This window comes from Salipaludibacillus sp. HK11 (genome assembly GCF_047795645.1).
Taxonomy (GTDB): domain Bacteria; phylum Bacillota; class Bacilli; order Bacillales; family Salisediminibacteriaceae; genus Salipaludibacillus.
Map to the genome: position 1 here is coordinate 4,939,944 of NZ_CP181045.1, position 21,437 is coordinate 4,961,380.

The window sequence follows — 21,437 nt, forward strand, 5'->3', positions numbered from 1 at the left end:
ACTTTAGTTTATAGTAAAAGGGTTTCCAAATCTATTGACGAAGTGCACAAAAAATAGTTTCTTTTTTGTGCACCTTGCAAACGTTCTCAGCTCCTGATATTTTAATTGCTCATATTGGTTCAATTGATAGAAGCATAATATAAACAGAAACTGCATTAGGGAATTGCTTAATATCGATGGATGTCTTCTCAATAAATTTATCTACCCTATACTGCAACGTATTTCGATGCATGTATAACTTTTTTGCCGCTAAAGATGCGTTCAAATTGCATTCTAAGTACATTTTTACTGAATGTAAAAGCGTTTTGTCATCCTTGACAGGGGCAATCATCTTTAAAATTTTGGTTAAGTTTTCTTCAGGTATACTATGTAGAAGATAATGAATACTTATATCTTGCTCTATAAAGTAAGCTTTTCTAGGGAAACTCGTTTTTACTTTGTTGTAAATATGGTTTTCCCATTGATATCTGGTAAATATTTCAGAAGTATGAGGAATTGGTGAACCAATATAAAACGAAACTTTTACAAAGAAGTCTGATGTGAGTGTATCAATAATTGAATTAATTGACAGTTCATCATCAAAATCGGTATCAATCTGTTGGATGATGAGCCCTTCAGTTTTCGACTTCCATACTAGTGATTTGGATGCAGGGAATAGACCTTGCAACGCAACAGAGAATTCCTCTTGTTCTACCACGTCACTAGAAATAGAAAAATGAATTAGTCGAATGGGAGTGGTGATGACATTTGCTATTTCTTTTTTTGAGACTTCTTTCTCTTCAACTAACCACTCATGGATAATTTTATCTTGTCGATTCCCTTGAAAATGTTGTGTGTTATCTTCATCAAATAGTGTTATTAATAATTGAATTTCTTCCATTGATAATTTATTTTTATCTAAAATAATTTCATCTTGCTTAGATATTCGCAAAGTTAAACGGTTTTCAATTGGCAAGTTTTCATTTGAAATCGCATCGGCATAAAATTTTTGTAATCGGTCAATCATGAGTCTTACGTCCTTTCTCTATGCGAATTAGAATTTGAATATCAATGTTAGTGATCTTCGTAAACATGGTATAACATTAAGTCATGAACACATCCTGCTAAAAATACTTTATCATCTTGATCAATAGAAGAGGGAGAGATCCATTGTATACGCCCGTCTTTGAAGTACTTGCCTTTGTAAAACAATCTTTTGTAATAGAATGTAAAGTCCCATTCTTGGTTAATCATATTATTTTTTATTTCTTTCAATTGGAAATGTGTCAACATAGGTATATACCTCCGAATAAGTATCCTTAACTTCAATGTTTCATTTATAGTAACATGAGAGTGAATTAGTTGGAAGAAAAGTCGCTATTTGCAAAATTGGTAGAGGTTGCGATTTGTTTTACTTTTCATTTTTAGCCAAAGGGATTTATTATCATTAAAATAGGGAAAAGGCATGATATTGTTCTAATCATAGAATATTCTAGGTTAATCGCAAGGTACTGATACTTATGTAGAGAAGAGGGATCAATTAATGATGGAAAATATACTACTAGTTTCCGTGTTGGTTTTAATCGGTGCAATTATTGGTGGAGGTACAAATGTGATTGCTATTCGCATGCTTTTTAGACCATATAAACCTATGTTCATCGGCTCATTTCGACTTCCGTTTACTCCAGGACTTATCCCCAAGCGAAGAAGCGAAATAGCGGTAAGCTTAGGCAAAACGGTTGAAGAACATTTAGTTACCCCCGAAGGAATCCAAGATAAATTGAAGGATGGTTTGTTATTAAAAGAAGTGGAAGATAGACTGTCCACAGGTGTCCATAATCTTTTACAGGACGAAAGAACATTAGATGAATGGTTGGAAGACCATTTAGATAAAAAGAATCAAATGACTTCACTAAGGAATTCGTTAGAAAATAGTCTACAAGCTAAATTAATGTCATGGATTGGTGATTACAAAGATAAACCCTTCACAGGATGGGTTCCTCTGAAGTGGCAAAATGATATAAAAAATAAAATTCCTATTGTTGCTGATAATATTATCGAGAAAACAGAGAATTATCTTCAATCTGACGAAGGAAAAAAGCAAATAGATGAAATGGTTACTCAGTTTTTCCAGTCTAAAGGTAGTGTAACAAGTATATTTGGGAAAATGGCAAATCGATTTTCATTGTCTTCTGCGATAAGAAAAGAAATTGTGCGTTTTTTAAAGGAAGATCATACAAAGGATTTGCTTACGACGTTGTTAATTAATGAATGGGAATCGATAGTTGCCAAGTCACCTTCAGAGTACGTTGATGATGAGTGGATCAAAAATAAAGTATATTCTTTAAGCGAAACAATTGTTGAAAATGTGCCAGTTGTTGGAGAGTGGGAAAAGCCCTTGAATGAATGGGGTGGGAAATATGAGAAAGTGATACAAGAAGCAATGTTACCAGCTATAATGACTTCTGCTTCATCTATTCTAGCGCGATATATTAAATCAATGATTAAACGAATTGGTATTCATGATATTGTAATTGCTGAGGTGAATCAATTTCCACTAGATCGATTAGAGCAGTTGCTACTTATGATTGCAAAAAGAGAATTGAAATTAATTGCTGTCCTAGGTGCGATTATTGGGGCATTGGTTGGACTTGCACAAGGAATAGTTATTGTTATTTTAAGCTGATAATTTTGCTATGGGATGAATTCATAATTAATTCATGTTATAGTCTTAAAGGAGTTCACATATGTACGTAGTTTGACTGTTATTACAGATCATTTTGATTTAAGCGTGCGTATAAAATTGAAGGAGGAATATCAACATGGCAAACCCTTACGATAAGGCAAAAGAATTAGCAAAAGAATTACAAGCAAGTGACGAATTCACGAAGTTAAGTGACTTGCACAGTCAAGTAAACGAAGATGAAGTTGCGAAGCGTATGCTAGATAACTTCCGTAAAGTTCAAATGGAGCTTCAACAGAAGCAAATGCAGGGTGAGCAAATTTCTGAAGAAGAAATTCAAAGTGCGCAACAGCAATTTGAACTTGTTCAGCAGCATGAAGTTATTTCTAAGCTTATGGAAGAAGAACAACGTATGAGCCAGTTAGTTGGCGAACTGAACAAAATTATTACAGAGCCGCTTGAAGGACTTTACGGAGTCGATCAAGAGCAAGAAGGTTAATTAGTAGAGAAGTGGAATCGCTTGTTTGACGAACAAACTAGACTGAGGAGCTTGACTTATCTATCGGAATGGATTGAGGAAAGTTCCCCAGTCGATGGCGATGAAGCTAGATATTACTTAAAAAATGTAATACATTATTATTTTACATAGAAAAGCGGTTAGGAGCACTTTGCTTCTAACCGCTTTTCTGTTCTAATCCCTTGTCCCGTCTCATATATAATACCAATCATTGTAATTTAGGGGGATGAACAACTATGGCATATCGCTTACTAGCGTTAGACATCGATGGAACCCTTTTAAAATCGAATTATCGATTAACAAAGGAGACGAAAGAAGCCATTGAGTATGTAAAGGAAAAAGGCGTTTATATTACGCTTGCATCAGGAAGACCATTTCTTTCAGCAAATAAAGTTGCTAAAACACTGAAACTTTCTCCTTCTTATTTGATTTCTCATGATGGAGCGTTTATGGCAGATAATGTAGCTTCTCCAGTATTTGAGAGAAGGTTAAGTGCAGAGACTGTTTATCAAATTGTTGATATTTTGGAAAATTATCATTGTCATTTCAGGTTATTTCATGAAAAATATGCGATCGCTAACAAAACGAAACAAAAAAGTCAGCTAATATCTCGGATGAACCTTCAATTAAATGACCCGTTATTTTATTCTACACACTATGTAGAATCAGTTAGTCATCGGTTAATAGATCAACCATTAAGTGTTTTAAATATACGTGCTCAATTTTGGAATGATCGAGAACGCGAGGATGCAAAGGAAGAATTGCAAGATACGATCTCTGGTTTGAGATTTATTATTAGTAATGATGGGGAACTGCATATAACGGATGAGAGGGCCTCTAAAGCAACAGCTTTACAAAGTTTAGCGGATCGATTAGGAATTAAGTTAACTGAGACTGTTGCTATCGGATCTGATGAACGTGATTTAGACATGATTGCCCAAGCAGGATTAGGAGTGGCTATGGGGCATGCACCGGAGTCAGTTAAATCTGCCTCAGATTGGCTTACTCGATCAAATGATCAAAATGGTGTCGGATATATGGTAAAAGAAGTCTTCCGAAAGCAACTTCGAATAGAGGTATAACAATACAATGAAAAAAGGTGCTGTCTACTTCGGTAGAGAGCACTTTTTGGGATTAATTTGTGGATTGATTTGATTGGAGTGGAGAGGGAGCTTGTGCCCCCATGGCGAGTGAATTTGGAAAAGAAGGGTCACAAGAAGAGGTGGTTTCTGTTTTATCCGCTGTTCAATTTCATCAAAAGAAGTTTATAATGAAAGGAGTGAAACGAAGGGAGAGTGTCTCATGGACGAGCAAAAAATGACGCAAAGATTCAATCAAGCATTAAAAGACCATAAGGATGGAACACCACAGTTATTTTTGTACTCATTAATGGATTTTAGCTTTGATTATAATGAAGAAGAGGAAGTTGTGACTCTGACAGCACCGGTTTCTGAAGTGATGTATAACCCAGTTGGTTTTATTCATGGAGGGATCATTACATATATGGCAGATACAGCAATGGGACATTTATGTGCAGCTTTCGAGGATCAACCGTCTGTCTCACTTGAGTTAAAAACACAATTTTTTAGAACGGCAAAAGCAGGCGAGTTAAAAGCCAGAGCTTATTTCTTGAAAAAAGGGAAAAGGGTCCAATTTGTGGAATGTACGATTGAGGATGACCAGGAGCGCCTGCTTAGTAAAGTGACCGGAACCTTTTATACGGTTTAAAAATTATCAAAAAGAAAGCAGTCCATCGTGTGGGCTGCTTTCTTTTTGATAATTAAACAACATTTTTTTTGAAATATCTGTGATTACTACGGATGAAAATGAACAAGTCCACCTGAAGATCGAACAACACGACTCGGGTATTGCAATAATTTTTCAGTTTGAAGTCGATGTAACCCCTTTTCAGAAGCTTCTTTGTCACTATTTGCTTCGATTACCTCGTTTAAAAGATGTTCACCTGTTTCACTGAAAGCGGTTAAATAAAATTTAGCCATTTAGAGACCTCCACTTTTTTAAGAATATAACTTCATCATACTATGAAAATTTTCATGCCTCAATAAAAATCGAATAGACCTCTTCTTATTGGATCCGCTTTTATGAAGTTTTTCTTTCTTAATCACGTTTTAAAGGCAAGTGAATAAACTGGGCAGAAAGGAGGCGATGGGATGACTACCCATGACATGAAACGACATTGTGAAGCTCACTTGCACAGGTACGTCCTTGTAACAACCAACGACCAACAGCAGTTTGATGCAATCGTTGAGGGGGTCGATAACGAGAATGTATCTTTTGCGATCCCTTTAGGTGGAGAAATGAATCAGCAAGGACAAGAATCGACACTACACCCAACTTACAGTGAAGGAGGGTTTGGTTACGGATACCCATATTACCCATATTACCCTCAGTACCCACTGTACCCACCATATCCATATTACCGTCCACGACGTTTTCAAAGACTCATTTTACCTTTGACAGCTCTCGTTGCGCTCGCTACTCTTCCATATTTTTAATTTATTACATTGGAAAATCGATTCTACTACTAAGAGTCGATTTTTTTGATTGAATTTTAACGAACGTTCATTCGCTTATATGGTATAATTTTCATTAGGAGGAGGGATGGCAATGATTCGTTTTATCCATTGCGCAGATATTCATTTAGGTCGGACATTTCAAACATCAACGGACATGAGTGATCGATTTATTCAAGAAGCTGTTCGTTCCACATATGATTCTTTTGAAAAAATTGTAAAGGAAGCTATCTCAAAAAATGTAGATTTTATATTAATAAGTGGAGATGTATATGATCAGAAACAACGCTCGATAAGAGGGCAGTGGTTTATTAAAAAACAAGCAGAAAAATTACTAAAATACAATATCCAAGTTTTTATGATTCATGGAAATCATGATCCTTTACTGAATGAGCGCCAAATGATCGGGATGCCTGAGAATGTTTTTATTTTTTCAACAGAAGTGTCTCACAAAGAGTACGTGACATCTCAAGGAGAGAAAGTAATTATTTATGGATTTAGTTATCCAGAATCAGCATTTACAGAGAATCCCACCCCACATTATAAAAAAGTAGAAAATACCGAAGCTTATCATATAGGTTTACTGCACGGTCAGGAAAAAGGCCAACAAGGTCACGATGCTTATGCTCCCTTCACTGTGCATTCATTAGAAGAGAAAGGGTTTGATTACTGGGCTCTTGGGCATATTCATCAGAGACAGGTGTTAAGAGAGAATCCACCAATTGTCTATTCAGGAAATATTCAAGGATGTCATCGTAAGGAAACAGGCGCAAAAGGTGCTTATTACGTTGAATTATCACCTTCAGAGTCTCAATTACAGTTTATTGAAACAAGTCCAATTCGCTGGGAACATCATCGTTTGTCCATCTCTGAATTGCAAACGATAAATGAATTAGTAGAGGAATTTAATGAGACGGTGAAAACGAGTAAGGAAAAACGAATTGTGATGGTAACTATAGAAGGAAGTGGCATTCTTCATGATAAGTTGTCTGATCAGCGGAGTCGGCAAGAAATAATCACATTTTTGTATGAAGAATGGACGGATGATGATATATCAATTGATCGAATTGTATTTGACACGCTCCCTAATCTTCAACGAGAGGTTTGGAAGCAACAAGACCATCTTCTTGGAGACGTGATCCGACTAAGAGAAGAGATGGAAACCGATGAATCGTTGTCTGAGGTATTGTCGCCACTGTTTTCGCATCATAAAATCCGCTCTTATTTAAATGATTTGACGGTAGATGAACATAAAGAAATTATTGAAAAGGCAGAAAGGATGATTCTTACGACATTGTTGGAAGAGGGGAAGGAGACATGAAGATAAGGCAAATACATATTTATGGTTTTGGTAAATGGATTGATCAGAAATGGGATTTTAATGAAAGTCAGTTTGAAACTTTTTTGGGGGATAATGAGTCAGGTAAATCGACGTTGATGACGTTCATACATTCGATTTTTTTTGGGTTTCCATCTAAAAGAGAGAATCAATATATCCCAAGAGGGACGGATCGTTATGGTGGATCTATTTTGATTGACCAATCACCATACGAAGGTATTTTTATTGAGCGTACTGGAGGGCGAACGAAAAAAGGAACAGTGACCGTCCATTACCCTGATGGACGGTCAGGCGATGAAAATGATCTTCGCACGCTTATAAAAGGAATCGACATTGCTACATTTAAAGGAATTTTTCATTTTGATTTAGATGGATTACAAGGAATGAAAGATTTAACGCCGAAAGAGTTAAATCGTTATTTATATGATGCTGGAATGACGGGAGCGAATAAACTAACAAATCTTGATAAATATGCTGAACAAGAGTCCGAACGTCTTTTCAAACCTAGAGGAAAAAAAACAAAGATCAATGAGTTATCAAATCGCTTAGTTGAAATGAAACAAAATTTGAGCAAATGGGAAGTGCAGTTAGATGAATACGATATGGTTCAAGAGTTAGTCCGCGAAAAAAAAGAGAAACTTGCTAAAATCAATCAAGACCAAACCCTGATTCAACAACAATTGCGAAAACTTGATAAACGTATTTCAATATCGTCTCTCGTTCGTGACTGGTATGCGTTAAAGCGTCAAGAGGAAAGTGAAGAAAAAATAAAACAATTCCCATTAGATGGAGTGCATCGATTAGACCGATTAATTGAAAGACGACATGAAAAAGAAGCCCGCAAATCTCATGAGAAAGAAAAGATTCTAGTTTTACATAAGCAAATTGATCAGTTAAGTTCTGATCGTTTGTCTGAAAAGGAAAAATTTGAATTAAGTGAAATTACAGAGCAATTTCCTAGCTACAAAAAAATGAAACAAGAAAATGAACAAATTGAATTTAATGAATCCGAGTTATTGAAACAACAAAAAAATATTGAAGAGGATTGGGTGCCGTATGACCAATCAGTATTTCGAAATGCTCATATAAATGGCTATGTTCTCGAAAAAAATGAACAATTAAAATGGCAATCTCAATCTTTACTCGCAAAGGAAGAACGACTATTAGATGAAAAGAAGAAATTACACTTAGAGGAGAGTGTAGCAAGTGAGCAATTGGCTCACGAGGAAAAAAATTCACTATCTGAAAAAGACGAAAAAAAACTAGAAAAGCAGCTTGAATATCGAGGTCACAAAGCGATTTTTCAACAGGAAAAAACGTTTCTTTCCGATCAGTTTAATTGGATGAAACAGGAGAAGGAACGTTCAAAAAATAGTGATAAACTATTGATATACGGCATGTTGGTACTTTCTCTTGGTTTATTAACCTTCGCAGTAACTCGTTTGTTTATAACTGATTTTCTTTTATTTACGGTTTTCTTATTATCGAGTTTAGTTACCGCTATGTTATTAAAAAAAGTCACTAAGTCACGCAAGAAGAATCAACTTCATCTAGAGCAACAAATGAGTGAGATTAACAGTAAGCTCAATAATATTGTTGAAGAAATTCCTGAGGCAGCTGATGATAGACAAGCAGAGAAACTTTTAAAACAACATCAAGAACGTAAAATACAAGTAGATCGAATAAGGCAAAAGCTTTCCTTTATACATCGGCAACAGGAGCAATGGCAAGATGAATGGGCTGAGCTTCAAGACGAGTTGGCTTTATTTAATGAACAAGTGCACGAGTGGTGTATTAACAGTGCCTTGCCTACAGGAAAGGAATTACTATTTTATGAAAAATTACTTCTCTCGATCAAAGAATGGAAACAACTGGATAAGGAGATAGAAGCTCTTTCCGTAAAAAAGAAACAAATCGTTGATAACATTAAAATGTATGAGGAGCAAGTGACCGTCCTTTCATCAGGAAAACTAAAAGATCGTCCGATTGATGCATCAATTGAAGATTTAGTGAAAGGTATGCAGCACCTTCTCGTGTTCGAAAAAGAGCAAATCGACGAATCACAAAGACAATCTGATAAAATCGATACGCATACAGATATCCTTCAACAAACGGAAGAAGAGGACAATCAGCTAACTAAACAATTGGAAGATCTGTTTCATGTTGCTGGAGTTCGAGAGCAAGAGGAGTTTCGAGAAAAGGCAGAGGAGTTTCGCCAGCAAAAAGTAAATGAAGAACGATTACGTGAATGGCATCTTCAGATGGTTTCAATGATTCCTAATGAATCTGAGAGAAAACAATTAGTTGATGAAATTATTCATGAACCAATAGATGAATCGGTTGAGCTGGAACGATTGAATGAACTATCTGGAGAGTTAGAGGGTGAAAAGAATCGGTTAGTAACCGAGCTTTCTCAATTGAGGGTCGGGCTTCGTCAACTTGAAGAGGATGGGACCTATGAAGAACAGTTACAAAGGTTTACTGCATTGAAAGAAAAAGTAAATGACCTGGCGAGAGAGTGGGCCGTGTTTAAAACTAGTCAGTATATGATTGGGAAAGTAAAGGCGATTTATGAGAAAGAAAGGCAACCAGCAGTGTTAAAACGAGCACAACTTATTTTTGCTGAACTAACTGATAATAGGTATCCATATTTATTTGCGCCTTTAGGAGAAGAACGATTTTTAGTGGAACGTGAAGATGGTCAGAGATTTGATCCAGGAGATTTGAGTAGAGGAACATGTGAGCTACTTTATCTATCGATTCGATTAGCTTTAGCAACTGAAGAGTCAACAAAAAAGAATTTTCCGTTCTTTTTAGATGAAACATTTGTTAACATGGATAAAGATAGGAGATCATCTGTATTAACATTCCTCAATGAATTGTCTAAAGATAGACAAATTCTATTTTTTACTTGTCACGAAAGTATTATAAAAGAAATTGACATAATTGAAAGTGATCGTATTTCTATCCATTATTTGAACTTAACTTAACGTTTCGCGTAATCGAAAAACGATTTTTGGTAAAAATAATCATTAAGAGTGATGGTGGAGGTTTTATCAGTGAAAGAAGTAAATAATAAATGGGTTCAATTTGAAGAGACTAAAGATGAATTTATTCAAAGTATGGCAAAAAATATGAAATTATATGGGATTACTCCGTCAATAGGTAGACTTTATGGGACACTTTATTTTTCTGATAAACCAATGACATTAGACGACTTACGAGATGGCGTAGGGATGAGTAAAACGAGCATGAGTACAGGTGTTCGTACATTGGCCGATATGAAAATGGTAGATCCAGTATTTAAACGAGGTGTTAGAAAAGATTTATATCGAACGGAAGAAGATTGGTACAAATCGTTTACAACGTTGTTTTCGAGACAATGGAAAAAAGCAACAGAAACCAATATTGAAGAAGCTGATGAAGCAAAGGAATCATTAGAATATATATTAGAAGATGCGGAAGACGTAGAATTAATAAAACAAATACAGGAAGCGATTGAAAGGATTAATTACGCAAAGGAATATTATAAATGGTTGCTTCGTTTTGTAGATGTTGTGGAGTCGGGAGAAATTTATTCACTCGTTCCAATGGAAAAATAATTGTAAATCTTCTTTTGAATTTGCAGAGAAGATACATGGGAATTGGTGTCTCTCTGTTAACTTGAAGAGGCTTGAACCCGCTCGACGACCTGCAGCAAACCCGAGCGGTAACATGTCCTCCTAAAAGAAATGTCCCTTTTAGAAAATAGTGAAATGTAAAAGAGAATACCCACTTGGTTCAAACCGCAAAAAGTTCATATACAAAACTTATGCCTGTATTATCCCCCTATTTCCTTATTCAATTTAAGTCGATCACTCCTTCAATCTCTAAGGATAAAGGAGATTCACTACTTCTCTGAAATATATGTAAAAGTGTCGAAACGTTTTTATTTAATATCGATATGTATTAAACTTAATTTAATCGTACCAATAATGCTATTATTTATGGTGCGTAGGTACTTGATCAGTAGTTATACTTTTAACAAATAAAACGTTCGGAATTAATTATATTTAGTATAATAGTGACATAAAAGAAATTTAAAGGATGATGACGATGAGTGTATTTTCAGTTTATTTAGTAGAAGATGAAAAGAATTTAGGAGAAGTCATCAAGGCATATATGGAGAAAGAAGGATGGGAAGTTACGCATTTTTTGGATGGCAAAGAAGCTTATGATCATATTCAAGAAGCCCCACACTTGTGGGTCTTAGATATTATGTTACCAGGCATGGACGGATACCAGTTATTGAAGTCAATAAAAAATGAAGCGGATATCCCTGTTATCTTTATCTCCGCAAGAGACAAGGATTTAGATCGTGTTCTAGGTTTGGAATTAGGAAGTGATGATTATTTAGCAAAACCATTTCTTCCAGAAGAATTAGTTATCCGGGCAAAAAAATTATTAAATCGAGCATATCCGCCGGAAGTACAGGATCAAGATGCTATTGAGTTGAATGGGTATATTATTGATCCAATTTCAAGGACTGTATATGATGAGAGAAATCTGCTTGAATTAACAACAAAAGAGATGGATTTAATTATTCTTTTAGCTTCTAATGTTGGAAACGCACTTTCAAGAGAATCAATTATTGAGTATGTGTGGGGATCGGATTACTTTGGTTCAGAACGAGCAGTTGATGACGTGGTTCGAAGAGTGAGAAAAAAACTACCTCGTATTCATGTTGAAACATTATATGGATACGGATATAGGGTCCTCTCTTCATGATTCGTTTGAACTTGACGCAACGAATCTGGTTCTCCTTTATTTCGATTCTATTAATGGTCGCACTTTTGATTGGAGTTATCTACCCAATTTCATTAAAAAGCGAATTGACAGAGGAGACGTATCGAATTATTGAACAAGAACAAAACCGACATACGAACCCCTATGGCGATTATTTGATTCCTCCACATTCCGAACTCGATTTTATTGAGAGACGAGAAGCGGAACGTTCAGTAGGGAATGTATTTTTGATGAATCAGTTTGGAACGATCGAAGGAGATCCAGTTCCGAGTGAAGTTCTTAGGGAAATGAGTGATCGCTCACAAAACCAGTTGACGCGAAGAGGACGGTATGAATTAACATATAATGAAGCAACGTTGTTTTATGTTGTTTATAAAGTCTATACGACAGGAGGAGAAGCCTATCATATTTCGTATATGTGGGACACCTACCGTGATCAAATGGTAAATAGACTTTGGGGACGATTGAGCTATATTATGCTGTTTGCTAGTCTTATGAGTTTAGTGCCGGCGTTTTGGTTAAAACACTACTTAAAGCAACCTCTGATGAGTTTGGGGAATCACTTTGAGCAAATTGCTGAACGAAATTGGAAAGAGCCTTTCCATTGGGAAGGGGATGAAGATTTCGAGAAACTTTCAAATCAATTTGAATCTATGAGGCAAAATCTAATAAAATTTGACTCTGCACAAAAAACATTTATACAGCATGCTTCTCATGAGTTGAAAACGCCAATAATGGTTGTGAAAAGTTACGCGCAATCAGTAAAAGATGGCATTCTTCCGAAAGAGAATATGGAACAAACGATGGATGTCATTATAGAAGAATCTAATCGAATGGAAAAAAGAGTAAAGGACATGCTTTATTATACAAAGTTAGATACATTAAGTGAGGCACCAATGGATATGGTTGAGTTTCCATTTGGATCGATTGCTTATCATGTAGAAGGTAGATTCCGTTTAGCAAAAGAAGGTGTGAAGATTTCTGTTAAGGGAGATCAAGTGATGCTTTTTGGTGATAAAGAGCAATTGGGGGTACTTTTGGAAAACCTAGTTGATAACGCTTTACGTTATGCGGTTGATATGATTGAAATGAAAGCAATTGACCAGGAGGATGATTATATACGAATTGAAGTAATAAATAATGGGGAGAAAATTCCAGATGATGAATTAGAGTATTTGTTTATACCTTTTAGAAAAGGGAATAAGGGTCAATTTGGTTTAGGATTAGCCATTGTTAAACGAATTTGTGAACTTCATGGAGGATATCCACAAGTCAAAAATAGTCAAAATGGTGTAATATTTACGATGCTCTTACCTAAAACAAAAAAAGTGCAGGATAAGAAATTAAAACCACCACTTTAATAATCGGTGAGACGTTTTTGAAATGAGTAGTGTTAGGTAATTAGGCGAACCAAATATGGTATAATAATGACAAAAGTATCGAAGAGGAGGCTTGTTAATCGATGAAGAAAGGGATACATCATCATCAAATTAGTGAATCAGTAGATACTTATTTACTGATAAAAAACTCGAAAAGAGGAATTGCTAGTAATGGAAAACCATTCCTTACATTGCACCTAACAGATAAAACAGGAGCTATTGAAGCAAAACTTTGGGGTATTTCATCTGAGGATGAAGCGACGTTTATAAGTGGTTCAATTGTTCATGTTCAAGGAGAGGTACATGATTTTCGTGGGATGCGTCAATTGAAAATCAAGGCTATTCGTCCAACGTCGGGAATGGACCAAGTAAAACCAGAGGATTTTTTACCATCTGCACCTAGGAATAAAGAAGAGATGTTAGAAGAAATAACACAATATATTTTTGATATGCAAAATGCTAAAATTCAGCGAATTACGAGACATTTATTTAAAAAACATCAGCAAGATTTTTCAGTGTCTCCAGCCGCGACGAAGAATCATCATGAATTTGTTTCCGGTTTAATCTATCATGTCGTCTCGATGCTTGAACTCGCAAAGAGTATAGCGTCTCTTTATCCTAGCCTAGATAAAGATCTATTGTATGCAGGTGTCATTTTACATGATATGGCTAAGGTGAGGGAACTGTCAGGACCAATGGCGACAGAATATACAATAGAAGGTAAATTGTTGGGACATATCACAATAATGGTGACTGAAATTGAAGAGGCAGCAAAAGAATTGGCGATTGAAGGTGAAGAAGTACTCGTGTTACAACATCTTATCCTTTCGCATCACTCTAAAGGGGAATGGGGTAGTCCGAAACCTCCTTTAATAAGGGAAGCAGAAATGCTACATATGATTGATAACATCGATGCAAAGATGAACATGATGGACAGAACGTTAGATCGTGTATTTCCAGGGGAATTTTCCGAGAAGGTATTTCCAATGGATAATCGTTCATTTTACAAACCTTCATTTCATGACAAACCAATTGATTTATAAAGAAATATAGTAACTGTTTCCGATATTTAATAGCAAAAAGGGCATCAGATTTAGAAACGACGGTTTCTTTTATTTGAGGCCCTTTTTTTATAAACACTATTGATGTGAGATTATGTATCGCGTCTATCATATTTTTAGACTGAGATACATAGAGTAAACTATATTAATAGAGTTGATTATAGAGGAGGAAAACAATGAATCCAATTACGGTTGTTTTTACATTAATTGGTGGTTTATTTTTAGCTTTTTCATTGAGAATTATTTCGTTAACGGTATTTGGAGATTATTTTTATTCTCATCCATGGTGGATTTATTTTATAGTAATTGGTATTGGAGTTAGTGCTACCATGTCTGCCAAGTGCTGGATTGAAGAAAAAAAGCATGGGAAAAGCCCCCAATGTTATCTTACATTGGGAGCTAAAATTCCCCATGAAAATTAACAAACGTAAGCAGAACCTACAATGATGAGTAGAATGAAAAGCACAACGATAAGTGTAAATCCGCTGTAAGGAGTAGTTGCATAACCTGCCATGAGTACTTCACCCTTTCTGTGGTCGATGTTGGGAAGAGCTCCCATACTTAATCTATGATGGGAGCAAGATATCGGTTCATAGGCGAATATGGAAAAGCGACTAATCGATTATTTTATACTTTAAGAATGTTTAACTTTGCTAAAGGATTAAAGTAAGATAAACTAAGGTTTTCGCCATGAAGGACTTGGCGAAAAGCCAAGTTTTTCTAATAGAAAAGAAGGGGCAAGCTCATTGGTGATTCCGGGAAATTAATTACCTATTGATGAATTAACCACAGAGTCACTACGAGAGTCCTTCTGAGGTATCGTGTAACTGTAATTTTACGGAGGAATTTGTATCTCAGGACAGGAGGTTTCGTGTATTTTAAATGCCTCTCGCAGCTTTATTTAAAAAGATGTTCAAAATCTTGATCAAGAATCGATATATCTAGACTCTCTAGCATATTGATTTCCTCAGCGTTCATTTTAAAAAGTTTCCGATCATTTAAAGTAGAAAATAATAGCTCCTGCACATCTTCGAATTCATCTTCAAACAATGTTCGTCCAGTTGTTTCAACAATGTGATAACCAAATTGGCTTTGGACAGGTTCACTTCGTTCACCTATTTCAAGTGTAAAAGCAGCTTCCTCAAGTAGGGGTGCCATCGTACCTCTACGAAAACTTCCAAGATATCCACCAACTTCTCTAGTTCCAGGATCCCGTGAATAGGTATCAACCAAGTCTTCAAAGTTATTTCCTTCTTCTAAAAGTGTGATTACTTTAAAAGCGGTATCCTCATCTTCCACAAGAATATGCCTTGCTTCAACTTCTTCACCACGATCGTATTCTTTAAGAAGCTCTTTTTCAGTCACTTCACCGATAAGTCCAATTCGATGCTGAATGACGAGATGATTGATTACTCTCATACGCAAATCTTCATCGCTGGAAATCCCTTGATCTTCCATCATTTCGTAGAAAACATCTTCATTGGCGGCTCCTATATTCGTCATTAAAAATTGGATTTCTTCTTGAATCTCTTCTTCAGTAATTCCTATTTTTTCTGCTTCAGCATGGATCATTTTATCGTGAACAATGTCTTGAAGTATTTGCTCTCCGTGCTCTGTTTTTAATATTTCAATGAATTCATCTTCGGTAATAATCCAAGTATCTGCTTCCACAATAATGCGTTCATAAGAATGATCAAATTCATTTGTTTCACTTTGATCTTTCACATTTGAGTTATTTGAGCACGCCGATAATAAAATTAGACTAAAAAGCATAAGAATTATCGTACTTTTTCTCAATTTTTCCACTCCTATTTTTTCTAAAACTGTTTCCACATTGAATTTTACTATAGCACATTCCAAATTATTTTTAAATGAATCAAATTGATTATTGGGAGTTCTTGTCGCCCCATCGGTCCGGAGAGACAATGACGGCGTACTGCCCCAAATTTCTAAAGGATAAACAATTTATATAAAATCATGACATACGTCCATACATATATTTGAGATCTTAATAAGATGTAATGAACGATAAAACAAGGAGGAATGTACCGTGTCACACTCATACCAAACAGGTGGTTTTGCATTGCTAGTTGTGTTGTTTATTTTATTAGTGATCATTGGCGCATCTTGGGGATGTTAATTAAAATTCTATAGGCCAGTACTTGGAAAATGGAGGTGATTATATGGCATATCAACAGCAAAGTAGCTTTGCCTTGTTGGTAGTATTATTTATCCTTCTAGTGATTGTGGGTGCCTCTTGGTGGTAATAAGTAACCGGCTGTAGAGCAAGAATTAATATTTATAAAGAAATCCTCAGATTACTAATGATTGCGGTCGTTAAAAAAGAAAAAAGAACGAGCAGGAAAAGTCTCACTGCTCGTTCTCTTTCTATGCAATTAACAATTTACTTCTCCCGTATTTTGGGACAAACAGGTTTTTAAATATACTACTTAGGATATTAATGATTTGTATTAATCATGTAAAAAAGATTCTGACGAAAGAAGAAGTAATAAGAATAGTGATTAACACATTAATCGTTCGAAAAACTTTTGCTTGTTTTTCTTCAGGAATTTCCTTTTGTATACATAGTGAGTTTGTCATAGTATTAATAACAAAGAGATAAATTGATGCAAATAACAAAAAAGGTAAATATACCATCTAGTAACCCCCAATTAAGGTAGACTCTTATCCTACTTTATCAAAAGGTATCGTAAAATTAAAGTTATTTATGTTTCAAATAAGGGAACCTGTTAAAGAGATGTGCGTAGGATAAGAGTCTGAATACGTTAAAGTAATATTTACATTGTAACAAAGATTTATTGTTACGTGAAATGAACTAGTGTAAGATTTGAATAAAATATTGAATGAAGTGCTGGTTAGGAGGCCTATTACCCGTGAATAAATGGAAAGTTTTGTTTTTGACATTAATCGGATTTTTGAGTTTATTGATTGTCTCTGCTGTCGTTTGGCTTAATCTAGCATTATCCGACGAAGGAAGTGATGATTTTCAGTCGACGGTACCTGAGGTAAGCGAGGGTGCGTCATTTACAATTACAACTACGAAAGAGGATTTAAATAGTTGGCTACAGCAAGAATTAAGTAAGGAGCAAGATGCGGAGATGTATGATTTATATATCGACGATGGTGTTTACTTAGAAACCCAAATTGAAGCATTTGGTTTAAATGTTCCGATAGAGATGAAGTTAACTCCAAACGTGACAAATGAGGGGAACTTAGAGCTTGAAGAGGAGTATTTCCATGTTGGCGGGATGTCACTGCCTTCAGAAAGGGTGTTTCAATTGATTTCAGCAACAATTGAATTACCTGATTGGATTCATGTTATATCGGAAGACCGTAAATTTTATGTTGATGTTCGCCAAGGTGTATCAGAAGAAATAGATATTAATATCCAATCATTTGATTTAGAAACCAACGAAATTGAGTTACTTATGACATTTACTGCCAGATAGTCTAATAAAACTAGAAAAAGAACCCTAGGAGGGCTCTTTTTGTATTATTGGATTAAGTACGTAAAATCCATTTCGATTTTCTTCAATGAAACAATTTTTAGGCGCTGTTTTAATTTGTTTAAAGTTCAAGAAGTCATATACACAAATACCGACATTAAGGGCTGACATCATTGCAATGTAATGGACAAATTGTGGAAACAGAATCGATCCTACAATGGAAATGCCAGTTAACAAGAAAGCAGGAGAACTGGTTGACAATAAACTTATTTGCTTTGATAAAGGTTGTTTTGTTGAATAGTAAAAGTAAGGCCATTGATTTTTTCTGAAACCGAAAGTTGCTTTTTTCCCGACAAGCCATATCGGCATACAATGCAAAAGTAAATGGATTGGTAGGACAAGGGCTAAAGACAGGAGCAGAAAACTAACTCCAAAATCGACTAATGCTACAGACGTGAAAAAGGTTCTAAATACCATGAAAAAGATTAAGAAATATCCTAGCATAATGATTGATGATAAAAACCAGAGGCGAAGTTTGCCAAATTGATTTTCTACAGATATTGTTTTTACACAGTTCATCTGCTAACACCTCCTGAAGAATGTTGCTTCTATAAAAGACAGTTTAGTTATTTGTTGTCAGAACTTCTTTCAATGGAGCACTATAGTAACTTACGATGAAATCGAAAAGAAATCAATGGTTTTTGGCAAAAAAAAATAAATTTATTTTGAGAGAGCCAATTTCATCGCGATCACTTAGTAAATGTTTTACAGAATCTGCACTTTTTAGACTGTTTTATTATTAGCGGAGTGGTAAAAATATTTGTGACCCAAAAAAGAACCTAACATGAGAGGACTCTCAGTCAAGGTTCTTTCTCTTAAAATTCTATTTAATCATTTATGAAGTAGTTTCTTTATCTTTCGGGATGGGCACTAACTTTCCATCATCTTCTATAAAATCTTCTTCAAATTTTGACAGTGAGTTTTCAAAAGTAGAAATAAAATCAGATCCGTAAACGTGTTTGACAATACTTATTAACTCTGAAAATTCAGGGAATTTTCCATACAAATCTTTAATAGGTAAGGACCCACTGTGAACACCATATGTGTCAAGGTTATAGCTCTCAAAGGTTTTCATGAGAAGTTCTTCTCCTTGTGGGGTTAAATAGACATATGTATTCCGTTTATCTGTTTGTCTTTTAGAAAAAGATAATAGATTTCGTTCTTCAAGTTTTTTTGAGAAATTAAACGCTGTTGAAACATGCATCACACCAAATTTAGCAATATCGGAGATCGATGCCCCTTCAAGTTGGTGGGCAATCCAAAGAATATGGTGCTCGTTAATATTTAAATCGAACGGTTTGATCCAAGTTTGCCAATCTTTTTCAATCGATTTCCAAAGAGCTTTGCTCAATTGAGCAATTTTATGACTATACATAATTGACTGAACCATGGATTGCGTTGGTGACTGCTCCATACGTCCCCTCCATTCATTTTGTATGTGAGGCTATTTCAAAGTAAGTTTCTATTTTATGACTAGTAAGCTAAACCGCTAAGCTTCTAGAGTGAAAACCTGCTCAATTATCTTGGTGTCTACATACTTTATATAGCCTATAAGTATAATTACAATTTTCTCATAGTTTATTACTTTACTAGGAAAATGATATTAACATCATAACATAGTAATTGAAGTGTTCTCAATATCATTTCTGTATTTTCTGAAAACTTTTATTATAAAAAGTATCTTAAGTGATCCAAAGACAGTGAGAACGTTTATAATTAAGGCTTTGTCCAGTAAATTATGAGAAAAAATTCTAGGTACCACCTATGTAAGATGGTACCTAGAAAAAAATAAATTATTTTAGATACAAATACTATTATTATCTAAGATTACAACTAATAATCACAATACAGTGTTAAAGCATGTAATGATAGCTTACCTGTTTTTCTTCATGAAATCGATCATGAAGTCGCGGAGAACTTCTACATGTTTAAGTGGGACAGCGTTGTAACTTGATACACGGCAACCACCAACAGAACGGTGGCCATTTAAGCCAACAAACCCTGCCTCTTTCGCTTCGGATAAGAATGCTTTTTCCAGTTGTTCATCTGCTAAACGAAATGTGATGTTCATAGTAGAGCGCGCCGAAAACTCAGCATGACCTGTATAGAAGTCATTTGATTCATCAATGACATTGTAGATCATCTCTGCCTTTGCCCTGGCACGACGATTCATCTCTTCGACACCACCACATTCGTCGATCCAATTAGCAACTAAGCCCGTGATATACACTGCAGCAGTTGGTGGGGTATTATATAGAGAGTCACTTTTAGCATGTTGCTTATAGGAAAGGGAAGGAGGTAGTTCGTCATTAGCTGTTTCGAGAAGTGATTTTCTGATGACTACCAGTGTTACACCTGCCATCCCAGCATTCTTTTGTCCACCAGCATAAATCATGTCCAAATCTTCCCAAGGAAGATTTCTACTTAGGACGTCACTAGACATATCAACAATGACTGGCACATTCTTCTTTTTTGGAAAAGTTGGCCATTGCGTTCCAAAGATCGTGTTATTTGAAGTTAAATGAACATAGGCTACATTTTCAGACAACTGAGATAAATCAGTCTCAGGAATATATTTATATTGATTGTCTTTTGAACTGGATAATGTTTCCACTTCTCCTAAGGCACTAGCTTCTTTTAGCGCCTTTTCGGACCAAGACCCGGTCAAGACGTAACTAGCTTTCTGATTTTTTCCTAAGAAATTTAGTGGTATCATGGAGAATTGTAAACTAGCTCCACCTTGCAAGAAAAGTACCTCAAATTCATCAGGAATATGATAAATTTTTCTTAATTGGTCCATTGCACCAAAATGAATTTTCTCGTACAACGGACTTCGATGGCTCATTTCCATAACTGCCATTCCAGATTGCTCAAAATTGAACATTTCATTTTTTGCTTTTTCTAACACTGGAGCCGGGATCGAGCTTGGACCAGCGTTAAAATTGTAAACATTTGTCACTTTACATAACCTCCTTGATAGATTCCTTAACAATTTCTCTAAAAATTTTCAAAATCCTTCTTTAAAAATAAAATTGTACGAGAAAAATGTCTCGTACAATCATTTTTTGACACATGTTATCAAAAAAGCGAAGATAAAAAAGCTAGAATTCGTTCTTTATCAACACTATATTACCTTATTTAACTGAAAAATCAATAACTTCATGAAACGGTATTACTTTTATTAAAGTTTTGACTGAATCGCTTGAGCAATAGTTTGCAAATCGTCATTGGAATATTTACTACTATGGTCATGCCAAACTGCTCCAAAGCCATCTCCCTTTCCATATCGAGGGATGAGGTGCATGTGGTAGTGATAGACTGACTGTCCAGCAGCTTCGCCATTGTTGTTGAGAATATTTAATCCAATTGGATTGTAGGCAGCTTTTATTCCGTTGGAAATTTTTGGAATGACTTTAAATAGTTTTTGTGCTGTCTCTTCTGAAAGTTCATAAATATTTTCCTCATGATTTTTAGGAATCACTAATGTGTGTCCTTTTGTGACTTGGCTTAAATCCAAGAAAGCTAATACATCTTCATCTTCGTATACTTTTGCAGCCGGAATCTCACCGTTTACAATTTTGCAAAAAATACAATCGTCTTTTTTGATCACAAGAATCACCTCTTTGATAAAAT

The 21,437-nt window shown here is 35.3% G+C and carries 26 protein-coding genes; 16 read left to right on the top strand and 10 right to left on the bottom strand.

The window, feature by feature from the left end; translation table 11 throughout:
* Window positions 1-109: 109 nt before the first annotated feature.
* Both ACM26V_RS23405 and ACM26V_RS23410 read right to left on the bottom strand, forming a co-directional pair.
* Entirely contained in the window at window positions 110-1,006 is an 897-nt protein-coding gene (locus tag ACM26V_RS23405; RefSeq protein ID WP_416149161.1) for a PucR family transcriptional regulator, read from the bottom strand.
* 47 nt (window positions 1,007-1,053) lie between these two features.
* On the bottom strand, window positions 1,054-1,272 hold the full coding sequence (locus ACM26V_RS23410) for a DUF5342 family protein (protein ID WP_416149162.1): 219 nt from the start codon (window positions 1,270-1,272) through the stop codon (window positions 1,054-1,056).
* A gap of 250 nt (window positions 1,273-1,522) precedes the next feature.
* On the opposite strand from ACM26V_RS23410, the gene ACM26V_RS23415 reads away from it, so the two are divergent.
* From ACM26V_RS23415 to ACM26V_RS23435, 5 genes are all read left to right on the top strand, one after another.
* Window positions 1,523-2,665, top strand: a complete 1,143-nt coding sequence (locus ACM26V_RS23415; RefSeq protein ID WP_416149163.1) for a DUF445 domain-containing protein — start codon at window positions 1,523-1,525, stop codon at window positions 2,663-2,665.
* 136 nt (window positions 2,666-2,801) lie between these two features.
* A complete protein-coding gene (locus tag ACM26V_RS23420; RefSeq protein ID WP_416149164.1) occupies window positions 2,802-3,161 on the top strand; it encodes a YlbF family regulator in 360 nt (119 codons plus the stop codon).
* 254 nt (window positions 3,162-3,415) lie between these two features.
* Window positions 3,416-4,261 (top strand): Cof-type HAD-IIB family hydrolase, encoded by an 846-nt coding sequence (locus tag ACM26V_RS23425; protein WP_416149165.1) that lies wholly within the window; start codon window positions 3,416-3,418, stop codon window positions 4,259-4,261.
* A gap of 101 nt (window positions 4,262-4,362) precedes the next feature.
* Window positions 4,363-4,500 carry a hypothetical protein gene (locus ACM26V_RS23430; protein WP_416149166.1) on the top strand — a complete coding sequence of 46 codons (138 nt, stop codon included), beginning with the start codon at window positions 4,363-4,365 and terminating at the stop codon, window positions 4,498-4,500.
* Complete coding sequence (locus ACM26V_RS23435; RefSeq protein ID WP_416149167.1) at window positions 4,482-4,907, top strand: PaaI family thioesterase; 426 nt, start codon at window positions 4,482-4,484, stop codon at window positions 4,905-4,907. The genes ACM26V_RS23430 and ACM26V_RS23435 overlap by 19 nt, the downstream gene beginning before the upstream one ends.
* An 86-nt stretch (window positions 4,908-4,993) precedes the next feature.
* Here ACM26V_RS23435 and ACM26V_RS23440 read toward each other — a convergent pair whose 3' ends face one another.
* Window positions 4,994-5,179 (bottom strand): YhzD family protein, encoded by a 186-nt coding sequence (locus tag ACM26V_RS23440; protein ID WP_416149168.1) that lies wholly within the window; start codon window positions 5,177-5,179, stop codon window positions 4,994-4,996.
* A gap of 171 nt (window positions 5,180-5,350) precedes the next feature.
* On the opposite strand from ACM26V_RS23440, the gene ACM26V_RS23445 reads away from it, so the two are divergent.
* The 8 genes from ACM26V_RS23445 (at window position 5,351) to ACM26V_RS23480 (ending at window position 14,699) form a co-directional block, all read left to right on the top strand.
* Complete coding sequence (locus tag ACM26V_RS23445; protein ID WP_416149169.1) at window positions 5,351-5,695, top strand: hypothetical protein; 345 nt, start codon at window positions 5,351-5,353, stop codon at window positions 5,693-5,695.
* Window positions 5,696-5,807: 112 nt separating this feature from the next.
* A complete protein-coding gene (locus ACM26V_RS23450; RefSeq protein WP_416149170.1) occupies window positions 5,808-7,034 on the top strand; it encodes a metallophosphoesterase family protein in 1,227 nt (408 codons plus the stop codon).
* Window positions 7,031-10,042, top strand: a complete 3,012-nt coding sequence (locus ACM26V_RS23455; protein WP_416149171.1) for an AAA family ATPase — start codon at window positions 7,031-7,033, stop codon at window positions 10,040-10,042. The genes ACM26V_RS23450 and ACM26V_RS23455 overlap by 4 nt, the downstream gene beginning before the upstream one ends.
* Window positions 10,043-10,111: 69 nt before the next feature.
* On the top strand, window positions 10,112-10,654 hold the full coding sequence (locus ACM26V_RS23460; RefSeq protein WP_416149172.1) for a GbsR/MarR family transcriptional regulator: 543 nt from the start codon (window positions 10,112-10,114) through the stop codon (window positions 10,652-10,654).
* A gap of 493 nt (window positions 10,655-11,147) precedes the next feature.
* Window positions 11,148-11,819 carry a response regulator transcription factor gene (locus ACM26V_RS23465; RefSeq protein ID WP_416149173.1) on the top strand — a complete coding sequence of 224 codons (672 nt, stop codon included), beginning with the start codon at window positions 11,148-11,150 and terminating at the stop codon, window positions 11,817-11,819.
* Window positions 11,816-13,198, top strand: coding sequence for a sensor histidine kinase (locus ACM26V_RS23470; RefSeq protein WP_416149174.1), 1,383 nt, complete (start codon window positions 11,816-11,818; stop codon window positions 13,196-13,198). The genes ACM26V_RS23465 and ACM26V_RS23470 overlap by 4 nt, the downstream gene beginning before the upstream one ends.
* Window positions 13,199-13,299: 101 nt before the next feature.
* Window positions 13,300-14,259, top strand: coding sequence for a 3'-5' exoribonuclease YhaM (yhaM, locus tag ACM26V_RS23475; protein WP_416149175.1), 960 nt, complete (start codon window positions 13,300-13,302; stop codon window positions 14,257-14,259).
* A 194-nt stretch (window positions 14,260-14,453) separates the two neighbouring features.
* A complete protein-coding gene (locus tag ACM26V_RS23480) occupies window positions 14,454-14,699 on the top strand; it encodes a sporulation YhaL family protein (protein WP_416149176.1) in 246 nt (81 codons plus the stop codon).
* Here the strand turns inward: ACM26V_RS23480 and ACM26V_RS23485 are convergent.
* Window positions 14,696-14,791, bottom strand: coding sequence for a YjcZ family sporulation protein (locus tag ACM26V_RS23485; RefSeq protein ID WP_416149177.1), 96 nt, complete (start codon window positions 14,789-14,791; stop codon window positions 14,696-14,698). The genes ACM26V_RS23480 and ACM26V_RS23485 overlap by 4 nt on opposite strands.
* A 383-nt stretch (window positions 14,792-15,174) precedes the next feature.
* Window positions 15,175-16,110 (bottom strand): peptidylprolyl isomerase, encoded by a 936-nt coding sequence (locus tag ACM26V_RS23490; protein ID WP_416149178.1) that lies wholly within the window; start codon window positions 16,108-16,110, stop codon window positions 15,175-15,177.
* A gap of 217 nt (window positions 16,111-16,327) precedes the next feature.
* Here ACM26V_RS23490 and ACM26V_RS23495 point away from each other — a divergent pair, with 217 nt between their 5' ends.
* Together ACM26V_RS23495 and ACM26V_RS23500 are read left to right on the top strand one after the other, a co-directional pair.
* Window positions 16,328-16,417, top strand: a complete 90-nt coding sequence (locus tag ACM26V_RS23495; RefSeq protein ID WP_416149179.1) for a YjcZ family sporulation protein — start codon at window positions 16,328-16,330, stop codon at window positions 16,415-16,417.
* A 43-nt stretch (window positions 16,418-16,460) separates the two neighbouring features.
* On the top strand, window positions 16,461-16,544 hold the full coding sequence (locus tag ACM26V_RS23500) for a YjcZ family sporulation protein (RefSeq protein WP_416151953.1): 84 nt from the start codon (window positions 16,461-16,463) through the stop codon (window positions 16,542-16,544).
* A gap of 208 nt (window positions 16,545-16,752) precedes the next feature.
* Here ACM26V_RS23500 and ACM26V_RS23505 read toward each other — a convergent pair whose 3' ends face one another.
* Window positions 16,753-16,935 (bottom strand): hypothetical protein, encoded by a 183-nt coding sequence (locus ACM26V_RS23505; RefSeq protein ID WP_416149180.1) that lies wholly within the window; start codon window positions 16,933-16,935, stop codon window positions 16,753-16,755.
* Window positions 16,936-17,171: 236 nt separating this feature from the next.
* Here ACM26V_RS23505 and ACM26V_RS23510 point away from each other — a divergent pair, with 236 nt between their 5' ends.
* Window positions 17,172-17,747: a YpmS family protein gene (locus tag ACM26V_RS23510; RefSeq protein ID WP_416149181.1), complete on the top strand. Its 576-nt coding sequence runs from the start codon at window positions 17,172-17,174 to the stop codon at window positions 17,745-17,747.
* Window positions 17,748-17,771: 24 nt separating this feature from the next.
* On the opposite strand, the gene ACM26V_RS23515 is transcribed toward ACM26V_RS23510, so the two are convergent.
* The 4 genes from ACM26V_RS23515 to ACM26V_RS23530 all read right to left on the bottom strand — a co-directional run bounded on the left by ACM26V_RS23515 (window position 17,772) and on the right by ACM26V_RS23530 (window position 21,414).
* The gene (locus ACM26V_RS23515; protein WP_416149182.1) at window positions 17,772-18,323 is read right to left on the bottom strand and encodes a DUF3267 domain-containing protein; all 552 of its coding nucleotides are present in this window, start codon (window positions 18,321-18,323) and stop codon (window positions 17,772-17,774) included.
* A 316-nt stretch (window positions 18,324-18,639) separates the two neighbouring features.
* Window positions 18,640-19,218, bottom strand: coding sequence for an HTH-type transcriptional regulator Hpr (locus ACM26V_RS23520; protein WP_416149183.1), 579 nt, complete (start codon window positions 19,216-19,218; stop codon window positions 18,640-18,642).
* Between the two features lie 459 nt (window positions 19,219-19,677).
* Window positions 19,678-20,763, bottom strand: coding sequence for a 3-phosphoserine/phosphohydroxythreonine transaminase (serC, locus tag ACM26V_RS23525; RefSeq protein WP_416149184.1), 1,086 nt, complete (start codon window positions 20,761-20,763; stop codon window positions 19,678-19,680).
* Window positions 20,764-20,985: 222 nt separating this feature from the next.
* The gene (locus ACM26V_RS23530) at window positions 20,986-21,414 is read right to left on the bottom strand and encodes an HIT family protein (RefSeq protein WP_416149185.1); all 429 of its coding nucleotides are present in this window, start codon (window positions 21,412-21,414) and stop codon (window positions 20,986-20,988) included.
* Window positions 21,415-21,437 lie beyond the last annotated feature (23 nt).

Coding starts and splice junctions, on each gene's coding strand:
- ACM26V_RS23405 (WP_416149161.1), bottom strand. CDS start 1,006: ATGATTGACCGATTACAAAAATTTTATGCCGATGCGATTTCAAATGAA.
- ACM26V_RS23410 (WP_416149162.1), bottom strand. CDS start 1,272: ATGTTGACACATTTCCAATTGAAAGAAATAAAAAATAATATGATTAAC.
- ACM26V_RS23415 (WP_416149163.1), top strand. CDS start 1,523: ATGATGGAAAATATACTACTAGTTTCCGTGTTGGTTTTAATCGGTGCA.
- ACM26V_RS23420 (WP_416149164.1), top strand. CDS start 2,802: ATGGCAAACCCTTACGATAAGGCAAAAGAATTAGCAAAAGAATTACAA.
- ACM26V_RS23425 (WP_416149165.1), top strand. CDS start 3,416: ATGGCATATCGCTTACTAGCGTTAGACATCGATGGAACCCTTTTAAAA.
- ACM26V_RS23430 (WP_416149166.1), top strand. CDS start 4,363: ATGGCGAGTGAATTTGGAAAAGAAGGGTCACAAGAAGAGGTGGTTTCT.
- ACM26V_RS23435 (WP_416149167.1), top strand. CDS start 4,482: ATGGACGAGCAAAAAATGACGCAAAGATTCAATCAAGCATTAAAAGAC.
- ACM26V_RS23440 (WP_416149168.1), bottom strand. CDS start 5,179: ATGGCTAAATTTTATTTAACCGCTTTCAGTGAAACAGGTGAACATCTT.
- ACM26V_RS23445 (WP_416149169.1), top strand. CDS start 5,351: ATGACTACCCATGACATGAAACGACATTGTGAAGCTCACTTGCACAGG.
- ACM26V_RS23450 (WP_416149170.1), top strand. CDS start 5,808: ATGATTCGTTTTATCCATTGCGCAGATATTCATTTAGGTCGGACATTT.
- ACM26V_RS23455 (WP_416149171.1), top strand. CDS start 7,031: ATGAAGATAAGGCAAATACATATTTATGGTTTTGGTAAATGGATTGAT.
- ACM26V_RS23465 (WP_416149173.1), top strand. CDS start 11,148: ATGAGTGTATTTTCAGTTTATTTAGTAGAAGATGAAAAGAATTTAGGA.
- ACM26V_RS23470 (WP_416149174.1), top strand. CDS start 11,816: ATGATTCGTTTGAACTTGACGCAACGAATCTGGTTCTCCTTTATTTCG.
- yhaM (WP_416149175.1), top strand. CDS start 13,300: ATGAAGAAAGGGATACATCATCATCAAATTAGTGAATCAGTAGATACT.
- ACM26V_RS23480 (WP_416149176.1), top strand. CDS start 14,454: ATGAATCCAATTACGGTTGTTTTTACATTAATTGGTGGTTTATTTTTA.
- ACM26V_RS23485 (WP_416149177.1), bottom strand. CDS start 14,791: ATGGCAGGTTATGCAACTACTCCTTACAGCGGATTTACACTTATCGTT.
- ACM26V_RS23500 (WP_416151953.1), top strand. CDS start 16,461: ATGGCATATCAACAGCAAAGTAGCTTTGCCTTGTTGGTAGTATTATTT.
- ACM26V_RS23505 (WP_416149180.1), bottom strand. CDS start 16,935: ATGGTATATTTACCTTTTTTGTTATTTGCATCAATTTATCTCTTTGTT.
- ACM26V_RS23515 (WP_416149182.1), bottom strand. CDS start 18,323: ATGAACTGTGTAAAAACAATATCTGTAGAAAATCAATTTGGCAAACTT.
- ACM26V_RS23520 (WP_416149183.1), bottom strand. CDS start 19,218: ATGGAGCAGTCACCAACGCAATCCATGGTTCAGTCAATTATGTATAGT.